This window comes from Rhodococcus sp. 14-2483-1-1, assembly GCF_002259335.1.
GTDB lineage: Bacteria > Actinomycetota > Actinomycetes > Mycobacteriales > Mycobacteriaceae > Rhodococcoides.
Genome location: NZ_NPFX01000027.1, coordinates 50,947 through 62,949, shown reverse-complemented (window position 1 = coordinate 62,949; position 12,003 = coordinate 50,947). Strand labels below are relative to the sequence as shown.

14 protein-coding genes and 1 riboswitch are annotated in these 12,003 nt (G+C 63.2%); of the genes, 8 read left to right on the top strand and 6 right to left on the bottom strand.

What is annotated here, in order from left to right; translation table 11 throughout:
• Positions 1 to 19 precede the first annotated feature (19 nt).
• The 3 genes from CH294_RS26610 to CH294_RS26600 all read right to left on the bottom strand — a co-directional run bounded on the left by CH294_RS26610 (position 20) and on the right by CH294_RS26600 (position 1,728).
• The gene (locus tag CH294_RS26610; RefSeq protein WP_048320401.1) at positions 20 to 319 is read right to left on the bottom strand and encodes a hypothetical protein; all 300 of its coding nucleotides are present in this window, start codon (positions 317 to 319) and stop codon (positions 20 to 22) included.
• A 52-nt stretch (positions 320 to 371) separates the two neighbouring features.
• Positions 372 to 608, bottom strand: a complete 237-nt coding sequence (locus CH294_RS26605; RefSeq protein ID WP_053068851.1) for a hypothetical protein — start codon at positions 606 to 608, stop codon at positions 372 to 374.
• Positions 609 to 978: 370 nt separating this feature from the next.
• The gene (locus CH294_RS26600; protein WP_230678344.1) at positions 979 to 1,728 is read right to left on the bottom strand and encodes an ArdC-like ssDNA-binding domain-containing protein; all 750 of its coding nucleotides are present in this window, start codon (positions 1,726 to 1,728) and stop codon (positions 979 to 981) included.
• 149 nt (positions 1,729 to 1,877) lie between these two features.
• On the opposite strand from CH294_RS26600, the gene CH294_RS26595 reads away from it, so the two are divergent.
• Together CH294_RS26595 and CH294_RS26590 are read left to right on the top strand one after the other, a co-directional pair.
• A complete protein-coding gene (locus tag CH294_RS26595; RefSeq protein WP_048320402.1) occupies positions 1,878 to 2,201 on the top strand; it encodes a hypothetical protein in 324 nt (107 codons plus the stop codon).
• A gap of 148 nt (positions 2,202 to 2,349) precedes the next feature.
• A complete protein-coding gene (locus CH294_RS26590; protein WP_212709834.1) occupies positions 2,350 to 2,814 on the top strand; it encodes a VOC family protein in 465 nt (154 codons plus the stop codon).
• Between the two features lie 1,082 nt (positions 2,815 to 3,896).
• Here the strand turns inward: CH294_RS26590 and CH294_RS26585 are convergent.
• The gene (locus CH294_RS26585; protein WP_048320404.1) at positions 3,897 to 4,733 is read right to left on the bottom strand and encodes a hypothetical protein; all 837 of its coding nucleotides are present in this window, start codon (positions 4,731 to 4,733) and stop codon (positions 3,897 to 3,899) included.
• A 262-nt stretch (positions 4,734 to 4,995) separates the two neighbouring features.
• Here CH294_RS26585 and CH294_RS26580 point away from each other — a divergent pair, with 262 nt between their 5' ends.
• Positions 4,996 to 5,787 carry a hypothetical protein gene (locus CH294_RS26580; protein WP_141216548.1) on the top strand — a complete coding sequence of 264 codons (792 nt, stop codon included), beginning with the start codon at positions 4,996 to 4,998 and terminating at the stop codon, positions 5,785 to 5,787.
• Between the two features lie 105 nt (positions 5,788 to 5,892).
• Here the strand turns inward: CH294_RS26580 and CH294_RS26575 are convergent, their stop codons facing one another.
• Both CH294_RS26575 and CH294_RS26570 read right to left on the bottom strand, forming a co-directional pair.
• The gene (locus CH294_RS26575; RefSeq protein ID WP_094739364.1) at positions 5,893 to 7,041 is read right to left on the bottom strand and encodes a hypothetical protein; all 1,149 of its coding nucleotides are present in this window, start codon (positions 7,039 to 7,041) and stop codon (positions 5,893 to 5,895) included.
• Positions 7,038 to 7,640 carry a recombinase family protein gene (locus tag CH294_RS26570; protein ID WP_048320406.1) on the bottom strand — a complete coding sequence of 201 codons (603 nt, stop codon included), beginning with the start codon at positions 7,638 to 7,640 and terminating at the stop codon, positions 7,038 to 7,040. Before CH294_RS26570 ends, CH294_RS26575 begins: the two co-directional genes overlap by 4 nt.
• A gap of 826 nt (positions 7,641 to 8,466) precedes the next feature.
• Positions 8,467 to 8,557, top strand: a riboswitch (Fluoride riboswitch).
• Positions 8,558 to 8,574: 17 nt separating this feature from the next.
• Between CH294_RS26570 and CH294_RS26560 the strand changes: the two genes are divergently transcribed.
• From CH294_RS26560 to CH294_RS26535, 5 genes are all read left to right on the top strand, one after another.
• A complete protein-coding gene (locus CH294_RS26560; RefSeq protein ID WP_027494245.1) occupies positions 8,575 to 9,060 on the top strand; it encodes a CrcB family protein in 486 nt (161 codons plus the stop codon).
• Positions 9,057 to 9,422: a fluoride efflux transporter CrcB gene (gene crcB / locus CH294_RS26555; protein WP_027494244.1), complete on the top strand. Its 366-nt coding sequence runs from the start codon at positions 9,057 to 9,059 to the stop codon at positions 9,420 to 9,422. Before CH294_RS26560 ends, crcB begins: the two co-directional genes overlap by 4 nt.
• A 26-nt stretch (positions 9,423 to 9,448) precedes the next feature.
• Positions 9,449 to 10,009 (top strand): universal stress protein, encoded by a 561-nt coding sequence (locus CH294_RS26550; protein WP_027494243.1) that lies wholly within the window; start codon positions 9,449 to 9,451, stop codon positions 10,007 to 10,009.
• 367 nt (positions 10,010 to 10,376) lie between these two features.
• On the top strand, positions 10,377 to 11,255 hold the full coding sequence (locus tag CH294_RS26540; RefSeq protein ID WP_051364869.1) for a phosphatase PAP2 family protein: 879 nt from the start codon (positions 10,377 to 10,379) through the stop codon (positions 11,253 to 11,255).
• Positions 11,256 to 11,567: 312 nt separating this feature from the next.
• Complete coding sequence (locus CH294_RS26535) at positions 11,568 to 11,999, top strand: MerR family transcriptional regulator (RefSeq protein WP_027494242.1); 432 nt, start codon at positions 11,568 to 11,570, stop codon at positions 11,997 to 11,999.
• Positions 12,000 to 12,003 lie beyond the last annotated feature (4 nt).

The following is a 12,003-nucleotide window of genomic DNA, read 5'->3' as shown; positions in this document are numbered from 1 at the left end:
CAGACACCGGGGCGGGTGGTCACAATCGTGAGGTTCCGCGGACGATGTCGCCTTCGATGTAGGTGAACCCGTCTCCGCGGCCGTCACGGAGCGCGAAGTGGTAGTCCGCGTGGACCCAGACGGTATCGAAGTGTCCGGCGTCGGTGAGTGTGCCGAGTAGGTCTCGGTCGGCTCCGTTGGGGAAGAACGCGACTCCGGACGAGGGCGGGTAGTAGCGGTTCAGGGTGTCGATCAGCGTTTCGACGCTTCGGCATTCTGCGGCCGCGTCGAGGGCCTTGTCGTAGGTGGTCCAGTAGTCGTCGTGGTTGCTGGCGGTCATGGCTTGTGCTCCTCGGTTGGTCGATCGGTTGGGGTGTGGTGAGCGGGCCTGGTCAGTAGTCCTCGTCCCAGTGCTCGCCTGCGTAGGTGGGGTCGAAGTCGGCGGGTGCGTGGGCCGGGTAGCGGCGTCGGAGGTCGTCCTCGAGGCCGAGCCGGTCTTGCCAGTGCTTGTCGCATCTCGGGTGCGCTACTCCGGTTCCGGACAGTGCGTCCCGGTATTCGACGTCGCCGGTGCAGTCGGGTCCGTCCGCGATGCAGGTAACGGTCTCGGTGTTCGTGGTCTCGGTCATAACTGTTGCTGCCCTTCGGAACGGTGCCGGGTCGGTCTTGCGTCCTCCCCCACGTTTTTTCGCCGTTTCTGGCGTGAGGAGAGAAGGCAGCGCACGGGAACGACGGGGCAACCCCTCGGCCGGACAGTTTTCGTGGGAGCGCAGCGAGCACGGGACGAAAAGTGTTCGGAGCCTTCGGTCGTAGCGCAGCGGAGCGAGGGGTTGAGGCGGCGGGCACGGGTGATGAATGCTCGCCGGGAGCCAGAACCGCTGTGAAAAAACGTCTGTGCTCTTTCGAGTGCGGAGCGCAGCGGAGCTCGATTCGGTGGACACCGCAGGTGGCCTGTCCGCCGGCCGGAACATTTCGGCCGGCGGACCCTCCCCCGACCGGCTACGCGGCCTCCCCGGTCCCGGTGTCCTCGCCGTCGTCCGACTCGGCGGCGGCCGGGTCGAGGGCGTCGGCCAGCTCGTGGACGGCGGTCAGTACTGCTTTCGCGGTGGCGGTGACCTGCTCGAGGTCTCCTGCGGCCCATCCGGCGATGTAGCCGACGCTGTAGGCGCTGGTGTCGAGTCCGAGCATCCCGGCCAGGACGTAGGCGACGGATTCGGCTTCGACTTCCATCCGGCCCCGGTGCAGGTCCTTTCGGGCCTCGGGGCCGATGAGGTCGGGTGCGTGCATGATCGCGTGCGCGGCCTCGTGGATCATCGTTTTTGCGGCCGCTGCGGGTTCGAGGGCGGCGTCGACGACGATCCGGTGGGAGCCGTCGGTGGTGGTGTAGCCGTTCGCGCTGCTGGTGATCGCTTCGCGGGTGACGGTCCATCCTCGGCCGGTCATGACCGCCGCTACGCGGTCGTAGATCGCGTCCGGATCGGCGCCGGTGAGGAGCCGGGTGATTTCCTCGGGCTGGGGGTGTCCCTCGATCGGGTCGGTTTGGGAGTGGTCGAACACCGACAGAATCGGGAAGGTGGGCACCTTGCGGGTTTCTTCGTCGCCGGTGTCGGGGTCGGTCTCGGTGATGGTGCGGGAGCTGTAGCCGTAGATCCGGATCGCTTTCTCGCCCTTGCGGACTTGGCGTCCGCGCTGCTGCCACGCGCGGAATCCGGCGACCTGCGTTGCCTCTGGTTTCTGGCTGAGGATCAACAGGACATTATTGAAAAAGGATGCGGAATAGCATCAGGTGCACGATCTCCGCCTCGCCTGGTCCAGGCGACACGATCTCACCACGTCGTCGACGCGCTTCGTCGTGGCTGCATTGGCACGCCAACCGATTGGAGGGCAGACTCGCTCGTATGAAGGTGGAGATCTTGTACTTCGACGGGTGCCCGAACTGGCAGGAGGCTGCGGACCGGGTTCGTGCTGCGGCCAGCCTGATCGGACAGTCGGACATCGAGATCGGGCACCGGTTGATCTCCTCCGACGCCGAGGCAGCGGCGTCGGCCTTCGCAGGCTCACCGACCATCCTCATCGGCGGCGTCGACGCCTTCGACGATGCCGTGCAACTGACCGAACTCGCCTGCCGCGTCTACTCGACCGACTGCGGCCTGGCGGGTCTGCCGACCGTCGACCAACTCGCTGCGTCTCTGCGATCCAAAGGCGAAGCGTCGCAACGATGAACGCAGCGAGACCCCTCGTCACACCGCCCCGGAAGAACGCTGAGCGGTAGCGCCCGCCCGGCGACCAGCGCACCTCGGCCTTCACGCGCTCACCGAAGGCACGGCAGCGTTCGCTCCCTCGTGTCGTTCACCGGCGTTAGTGTTGCGCATGGGTATGTCCAAAGCGGTCCCCGCGCTGCCGGTACGACACATCGAGACAGCGATCGCCGTCTACACCCGCTCCTTCGGCTTCACGGCGCAGTACTCCGATCCCACCTTCGCCAAGCTCACTCGAGACGACGTCGAGATCCACCTGTGGGCCGCCGACGACGACAGCTGGAACAGCCGACCCGACACCGCACCCTGGCCGGTGTGCAGCGGAGCGGAGACCTTCCTCGCCGGAACGGCCAGCTGCCGCATCACCGTCGACGAGATCGCGGAACTGTACGACGAACTCTCGCGCGCGGGCGTCCTGCACCCTGCAGACGCCGGCCACCCCGTCGCGACGGACTGGGGAACGACGGAGTTCGCGACCGTCGACGGCGACGGAAACCTGATCACGTTCTCCACGAGCACTGTTCGGACCCAAAGCCCAGTCGTCGACGGTGACGGAAACGCTGTCACCACTTCCTGACCGGCGGAGCCACCGATCGCCACGGATCCCCTCGACACCATCACGGCCCTTGCATGTCGCGGCAGCTCGTAGACCCTGGATACATTCCTTTATCGAACATTTATCTATTCCGCGCAATTAATCGCGAATATCCGGAAAAGAATCAGAGATATCCACTGCTTAATTCCGGTAATAATTCACGATCTATAAGTACGCGATTAAACTTATAAACCGGCTTTGACCTGGCGATACGTGTCGACCGTGCATTCTTCGAGAGGGTTGCGGAAAGGCCCTCGATGTGGGACTCTGATGGAGGCGAAGCAACCGCTGAGCCAAGATATCGAGAATCCAACCGAAAGGCCGATATGCCACACGTGTGCGCAAATCACCCCAACAACGGGACGGAATTTCACTATGAAGGGAGAGTATTATGGCTGCAGAAAAGAATGATGGGTCCGAGACCGGGCGAGCAGGCTGGAGAGGATGGTTCACCAGGTTCAGGGGTTCACGACCCGTGAGGACCTTGTCGACACTGAGGCAGGTGCACGGGTGGGCACATCTGGTGTGCCATGTGTTCGGTGTGGAGATGCCGTGGCCAGGCGACGAGGTTTCGTCTCCTGTGTGGGCAATGCTGATGGCAGTCTGGGATGTGGTGGGTCCGTGGGTTCACGGGGCCGTTGACTTGCTGATTGCTGTGTTGCAGTTGTTCTATGGCTGATAGGTAGAAGCACCAGGAGCCGGTGGCCGTTCGCGGTCACCGCGCTTTTGGTTGTAGGGAAAGTCGAGTCGGCCACATCGGGCCTTCGAGGCCAGGCCGGCAGGCCAGTTTTACGCACGAGAAAGGCACCTCGCGGGGGTTGGAATCCCGTTGAGGTGCCTCTCTGCAACATACCCACCTGAATGAGGGAACCAATATCGCGTCGAGACTATTGGTTCGGCCCCTCACTCCTGGCCCTCCGACGTTCCGGGTTTGGACCCCGATGCCGTTAGGTCGTGGTCGGCACTACTGCATTGCCGCCGCGTCGCTTCCCGGTATGAAGCACAGGCCAGGCCTGCCGCTCTCAGACTATCAGAAGCATCGTCGAGAGGCCCGCGGATTGGCCTCAGGTCCGCACGGTCGAGGTACTCGACTTCGCCGCTGCTGGTCCACCTGAGGTCGCTTGACCCGCGTCGGGCGATACCCACGGGGCCGGCTGCTGGAACGGCTGCGCGAGCCGATACCGGTTGCGTCGCACCGTTCGGAAGGTGACGGAGTCCTGACTCTCTGTCACGTCCACTGTGAGGACGCCTCGTTCGACTAGCTCGGCTAGTCCTCGTTTTCGGCTCGATCGGGAGATCCCGTAGCGGTCGTCGAAGTAGCTCCCGACGATGAAGAATTCGGGATCCTCGGCTCTGGTCATCGCGAGCGAGCATAAGTACATCGCCACGCCGGCCCCGGAGAGGTTTGCGGCCAGCCCTTCGGTCCAGAATGCACGCGGGATCGGCAGGTAGGGCTCGGTGTTGTAGGGCGGCTTATAGGGAACAGGTGCGCCGCGGCTGTCGATGGGGCGCGATTCGTTGTGGAGCTCGATCAGCGTTTTGGGTCCGATGGTATGCAGTCCCACCAGGCGTCTATCGGCCAGTTCGTGCAGGGCGTCCCGCACAGCTCGGGCACCGTCTCCTCGTGGGTCGTCGCTACGACCGATCAGTTCGGCCCAGTAGGCGGCGACACGGCTGGTCGTGTAAGGCTCCCGCGCTGTAACCCAGATCAGCGAGAGTAGGAGCGAAATCCTGAGCGCGCCTCCTTGCCCACCTGCTGCACCTCGTGTGCGCAGCAGGCTCGCAAGTGGAGTGAGGTCCTGGCTGCCGAGCTCGCGTTCGACGAAGGAACGGCGAAGTGGACAGGTGTCGCGCTTGACCGCCGCTGCCGGGGATTCTCGCCGGACGGTTGATTCGACCACTGTCTTCGTCCTTTCCGAATTAAGCCTCGGTGCGGTAGCCTGATGGTTCCGCGAGCGTACTGACGCGCCGACGGGGAGTACCTCTATTGGGGTTCCGTTAAGGCTATCACTAGTGTCGCGTTAACGTTGCCTATGCGGTTCAGTGGTTTTCTGGTCGTTCAGAATGCTCCACCCAGGGCCGTGTCCCACGACGCGGGACCGGCTATCGCGCCGCTTCGGCGTGCGCGAAGGACCCAACGGACCGAGTGGTATGAACATCGCTATGAAACGTGTCGTGTTGGCTGCGTTGGTTGTGGGCCTTATTGCAGGTTGTTCGGGTTCCGCAGATGACGCCGCGGTGGACCGAGCCGATTCACCGTCCGTGACCGTGTCACCGACGCAGGCAGCAACGCCGTCATCGACCGCCGCTACGCCTGAACCAGGGGCCGGAAGCATCTCTTTCGACTGCTACTCGGGTGCTGGGTACGACACGAAAGGGACCTACAGGATCTATCCCAAGGATGGCCTGTTGGACTTCAGAGCGTTGTGGGCGACCAACCCGCATTCATGCGATATCCGCGCCGATGCCGTCATGGCCACCACCGATGCCGAGAAGGCCGCCTACGCAGCGTCCGGATACGACAATGGCGGAAGCATCAAGACTCTCTACACGATCTGCGCAGAGAACGATCCCGACGATGTACGTGCGCAGCCGGGGTTTGTGCTCAGCGGTCCGCAGGCCAAAGAGGTGCAAGCTGCGCTGATGCTTTGCCCGGGACACCCGCAAGCGCCACTTTGGACCGCTGCGCTGGGCGACGCCGCAGTGAACACCGAGCTGGAAGCGTCCGGTCAGCGATTCGGTAACGGTACGCATCTCGTCAATGCCGAGATCGCTCCCGGCACTTACGTAATCGAGGGAGAGATCGAAGGCTGCTACTGGAGTCGACAGGACTCCAGCGGGAACACGATAGACAACGATTTCATCCCCAACGCTCGCCGCGTTCAGGTCACCATCGACCAGTCGGATTACGCCTTCGACTCCAAGGGATGCGGCACGTGGTCGCCGGAATCGTGACCCAGCGAAGCAGTCGCACATCTCGTTGCGACAACCCGTCGAGCTTCGAGGCCGAGGACGCGACTTCGTCTTCTCGGACCCGCGCAAGGGCAGGGAAATCAGGGCCTAGTCTTCGCCGCGCTGCTGGTCGTCGATGACGTTGTTCGTGAGCTCGATCGTGGCGAGATAGAGCCAGAAGATCCAGTCCAGGTAGTAGTCGGGGTAGTCGGCCTTCTGGTCTTCGGTGTGGTGGCGGATGTCGAACTTGTTGGCGATGTGAAACAGCTCGCCTGCATGGGTTTTGTCCAGCGCGTCGGCTAGGACGTTCTTGCGGCGTGATTCGAGAACGTCGGCCAGGGATCTGGCGGCCGCGCGTTTGTCGTTTCGGGTGACACCTCGTCTGCGGAACTGTTCCACGCCGTGTTGTACGCGGTCGACGCTGGGCGTGGTCCTACTGGTGGTGGTGTCGATCAGGTCGTTGCGTGCGTCGTCCGTGGTGGTGACGAGACGGCCCTCTTCGGCGCCGTCCTCGGCAAGGCGGAGCCTGACGTCGTGTCGGTCGAGAAGCTTGTTGACGCGCCATCGATAGACGGCACGTCCGCCTGTCGAGTCGAACTGCTTTCCATGCCAACCGCATTCGTTGTGATTATGCTCCCAGCCGTCACGGGGGCGGGCGGCCGCGTCGTATAGAACTTCGACGACGTCGTAGAACAGATCACGATCTTCGATCAGCACACTCGAGTCGAGCGGCCATGCGAGATCTACAGTCAAGTGTTGATACAGGTACCGCTCAGGTTCGTGGCCGCGTTGATCGTCGACGCAGTCTTTGGTGAAGATACGGTCGAAGTAGCAGAGGGTGTCCAGGTCGTTGACCAGGTCTATATAGCGGGCAACCAATGTATCGAACGCCGCTGGAGACTCCGCAGACGTCGTGATGCCGCGGCGTTCTCGCCAAAGCGGCCGTCTGGCTGGCGGATCTTCGTTGAGCCGGTCGGCCTGCGACATGAGGTCGCGGAGAAAGCTCTGGCGGTACGAAAAGACGTTGTCATTGGGCTTGTTGCCCCATTGCCGGCCCAGAGTGCCGGGGAGCTCGTTCAAATCGTCAAGAGGCCCGCACGCCGGAAAATCCACGAACGCGTCGCGAAGCAGCATCTTGCAGCGGTCGTCCCAATTATCCTCACTAGCCCGTAGGTTGAGCAGCTTTGCTGCTTCCTGTACGAAAAGTTCTCTTGGCCAACGCAGTTGGTAGTCGGAGTCAGTTACTCGATCGATCATTTCGATTCTGCTCCTGATGCCGAATTGAGGTTGACGGGTTTCTGCGCAGCCTGCTCGAAGTGCCGATACAGCGTGCGTCTGCTGACTCCCAGCACTTCTGCGATATCTCCGATTGTTCTGCCCTGGTTGCGCATTCGGGTTGCTTCGCGCTTCTTGGTGACCGTGAGGGCGGGCGGGCGGCCGCCGACCTTCCCTCGTTCGCGGGCTGCGGCGAGACCTGCGTGTGTGCGTTCGCGGAGAAGTTGTCGCTCGAAGCTGGCGAGTGCACCGAAGATGTGGAAGACAAGTTCCCCGCCGGCGGTGGTCGTATCGATCTGTTCGGTGACTGATGCGAACGCCACTCCCCTGGCCTTGAGGTCTGCGATGAGCTCGATGAGATGGGGAAGGTTGCGGCCGAGCCGGTCGAGCCGCCAGACAGTGAGCACGTCACCGGGCAGAAGAATGCCGAGCAGTTCGGTCAGGGCCGGCCGGGTGGTTGTGGACCCGCTCGCAGTGTCGGTGAAGATGCGTTCGCAGCCGAAAGCGCTCAGAGCGTCGCTCTGCAGATCGAGGTTCTGTTCGGCGGTCGAGACCCTGGCGTACCCGTATTTGTGGCCCACAGCGACTCACTGTGCCACAACTCATCGGTCCGCCAGTTCTGACACGCCCAGGTTTAGCGTACGTTTTTGGCACTACTCGGCGACTGGTCGACGACTCGAAGTGATGTCAGTTTCAGAAGACGACTGCACTAGTTCAGAAGACGACTGCACTTACCCACCACACGGGAGCGCCGGTCAGTAGCATTCATCCCGCCGAGCTACGCGTACAACCACCATATAGAACAGCTTCTGTGATCGAAAAGTCCTCGATCTACCAGTGAACATGATTGCCCTCGACACGTCGTGTGTGTTCCCTTGGAGTCTTTGACTTTGACGTAGCTCGTCACCGGTATGTTGAGTGCGCTTGTGCGCCAGACGTTCTATGCGTTCGATTCGAAGTATCCCGATTCACTCTCGACCTACTGCAGTGGGGTTAAATTGGGTGGCGCAGTTCATGTTCGAGTGTGGTCTAGTCGACTGCGTGTCGATGCGGCGTGGCAATGAACCTCGGTTCCGAGCCTGGTGCCCGCTCTGAGTTCGACGACAATGCTGTGTTCGGCGAAATGTTCAGCGTCTTGGTGACGCCGTGTGCCACGTACCCGTGTTGAGAAGATCGCGGTGGTCGGCGGATCGGGAATACCGGGCTTGATACGCGAACACAGGTGTCCAATCCGACCCGTTGCACGGCCGGTGCCGTCGTGGCCGGTGCCGTCGTGGCCGTTAGTCGAGCTCAACAACCGGGTTCGGTTGTTGAGCTGCAGCGCTGGCACATAGACACCTCGGCCTGCTGACCGAGAATCTCGAACGTACATCGGATCTGCTTGGGTCGATCCCTGGTCAGGCTATAGTGGTGTCCGGCGATGGATCTCCGCCGAGACCGCCCCGTAGGGGGTTGTCTGAACCGCCCCAACCCTGGGGCTGATGGCTCCTTTCCCTGAGTGGAAGGAGTCTGTCCATGAACGGCCATCACGACCCGAATCCGACCCTACCGGTCGATCCCGACAGTGCGCCCCCAAGCCCGCTGCATGCGCGAGCGTCCGCGATCGCCGCCGTCGGTGTCGGTGGATTGGTCGGGGCCCCGCTCCGATACCAACTCGGACTGTGGTGTTCCTCTGCCGCGAGTGGCTGGCCGGTGACGACCTTCGCTATCAACATCGTCGGGGCGTTCCTGCTCGGAATGCTGCTGGAGGGATTGGCTCGCCTGGGCCCGGACACAGGGTGGCGGCAGCGGGTCCGGCTGTTGGTGGGCACCGGGATGCTCGGTTCGTTCACTACCTACAGCACACTGGCCGTCGATACCGATCTGTTTCTGCGCAGCCATCAGTGGTGGGCCGCCGGCAGCTACGCGGCCGGCACCGTACTGGTGGGTCTGGTCGCCACCACCGCCGGAATCGCGATCGCCGCGCGACTGCGGACACGGCCCGCGGAGGCAACACAATGACGACACTCTGGATCGCCTGCGCGGGCAGTGCAGGGGCGATCGTCCGTTTTGTGCTCGACGGGGCCATCAGGCACCGCCGGGCGTCGGATTTTCCCTGGGCGACAGCGATCATCAACGTGACCGGATCACTGCTCCTCGGATTCGTCACCGGACTGATCCTTTTCCACGGACTACCCCAGGAACTTCAGCTGATCGTGGGCATCGGTTTCTGCGGCGGGTACACCACCTTCAGCACCGCCAGTTTCGAGACGGTGCGGCTGATCCAACGTCAGAAGTACATCGCTGGCGTGTTGAACGCGGTCGGCACCCTGCTGGTGACTGTCGTCGCCGGCGGTGCCGGTCTCGTCCTGGCTTCCGTATGAGGAGAAAACAATATGAGGAGAAAACAATGACCGAGGACGATCCCAGCCACGCCTCCTGCGACGACCTAGGGGACTGGCGCGCTCCGCTACAGGTGGACGGCCCCGCCGCCTCGGTAGAACCGGTGTGCCACCTGGTCGTGGGGTTCGACCGGCACCCAGCAAGCCACGCTGCCTTGACCTACGCGATGGACCTTGCCGGTCGACTGAACGCGTTCCTGCATGTAGCGCACATCGTCGACACCGATGACCTGCCGATCGACCCGGACAGCGACGACTGGGAACAACGCATCGCCGACGCTGTCGAACAAGAGCGCCGCGAGGCATGCGCGATGCTGGCCGCCATCCCCGGGAACTGGGCGTTCTACTCGAGGCGGGGCAACCCGGCTCGACTGTTGACCACGATCGCCGACGCCAACGACGCCCTGATGATCATCATCGGTACCACCCGCGGCGGGATGATGTCACTGGTGGAGAGGGCCGTCGGCGAATCGGTGTCCGCGACACTCGCCCGCCACGCCCACCGCCCGGTCCTCCTCGTCCCCGCTACCGATAGGCAGCATAGTGACGCAGCCCAAACACGCCGGTGACCCATCCGCCGCACCGGGTTCCCGCCGCGCGCTTCCAGAAAGAAATCCACCGAACCGCCACGACCATCGATGGGGGGCGTGTCGGTTCGTTGTCGCGTTCGGGACGGTCAGCATGCTCGCGGACTTCGTCTACGAAGGTGCCCGCTCGATCACCGGCCCCCTCGCCTCGCGGGGGGCTACCGCCTTCGTCGTCGGGGTGTGGTCACCGCATCCGACGAGGTCGCAGCGCTGATGGTGCGCTCGGTCTCCGGCCCGGTGGCATACACCAAGCCGCCGCTTCTGGGCGTCGACGTTTCCGGTTACGCCCACCCCGTCATCGCCGTGCACTTCCTCTGGATCGCCGGCGCACTGGCGCGTCTGCGTTCTCGTGATCGACGAACGGAGCGGCAAAGCCATCCGTTCCCCAGCCGAAAACCGATCTGCTCTACGACATTCGATTCCCGCGTCGCTCACCGTCGTTCCCGCAATCCAGGTCATCGCAGTGGCCGCCCTACTCGCCACCGGTCGTCGCCGCACCTGGCACCCCACCGTCCATCCCACGCAACCCAACCAAGGAAAGTCACCTATGTTTCCTGCTCGTCCGTGGATTCGGCCGTTTGCCGCCGCTCTGCTCGCATTTGCCGCACTGCTCGCCGCCGGCACTCTCGCCTCCACCACTGCTGTGACAGAGGCGGGTCTGCGGTTCCACGACCGTATCGCCCTTCATCGCGCCGGCTGGGCCACTGCCCTCGCCGAATTTGTCACGGACTGCGCACAACCGGTCGTCGGAATCGTGGTGGCGATCGGTATCGCCGCATGGCTCACGTGGAGAGGCCGACGGGTCGACGCGGCATGGGCCCTGGCAGTGATGGCATCTACCCTCGTCGTGTCGACAATCGCGAAATACAGCATCCGCGAACCCCGTCCCCCGCAACGGTTCTGGCTGATTCCTCCCGACACCGTGTGGTCGTTCCCGTCTGGACATACAGCGGTGGCTGCGGCCATGATCGGGCTTGTGGTCCTGCTCACCGCTCGGGCGCACGTAATTGTCCGGCGGTTGGCCCGCACGACATCAGTGCTGTTCGCGCTCGCCGTCGCTGCCTCCCGGCTGTACCTCGGCGTACATTTCCCGCTCGACGTCGCCGCGAGCATTCTTGCCGCCAGCACTGCGCTCCTCGCACTGTGGACCATGTGGTCGATCCCTCCGGTCCGACACTGGGTCAATGTCCGGCTCGGACCGACCCCTCAGGCAGCCTCACCCGACTGATCGCGGACCCACTCCGACTCCGAGCACTACGTGACGGGAAGGTGAATACAAGTCCGCCGTCGACCGTCCGCGGCTGGTAGCGCAGGTGAGGATCGTTGCCCACAACTCGATACCCTCAGGTTGGTCAGCCGTTGAGAGCGTGCACGCCGACGGGGCCTTCATCTCGCTGAGAGGCGTCAGGTCTAGACGGATGAGCGCCCGGACGTCCGGGCGCGGTCTCGCTGGGAACATGGCCCGACGTTAGCCCCAGCACCTGCGTGGAAGGTCAAGGATTTGACCTTCCACCCGACTCGAAGGTTTATCCTCGTGCGCATGTCCGCTCTGCGCATTTCACAGCTGTCATCGGCGACCGGCGTCCCGGCGACCACGCTACGGTTCTACGAAAGCGAGGGCCTGCTCCCGGCGGACCGTTCGGCGAACGGTTACCGCGTTTACGACGACCGCGCTCGGCAACGCTTGGCGTTCATCACCGCCGCCAAGAGCCTGAACCTGTCGCTGCCGGAGATCAAACTTCTCCTTCGTGTCTGGGAGAAAGACTCCTGCGCAGCAGTCAAAGCCGAACTCGGCCCCGCCATCGAGTCCCACATCGCGCACGCCAACGAATCGATCGCTCAATTGACCGCTCTGCGTGAGAGTTTGACCGACGCGCTGGCCCGGCTCGGGGACACACCCGACGCGCCGACGCCATGCAATCCGGACTGCACCTGGCTGATCTCAGCGAACACCGCGGTGGGCACCGCATGAACAT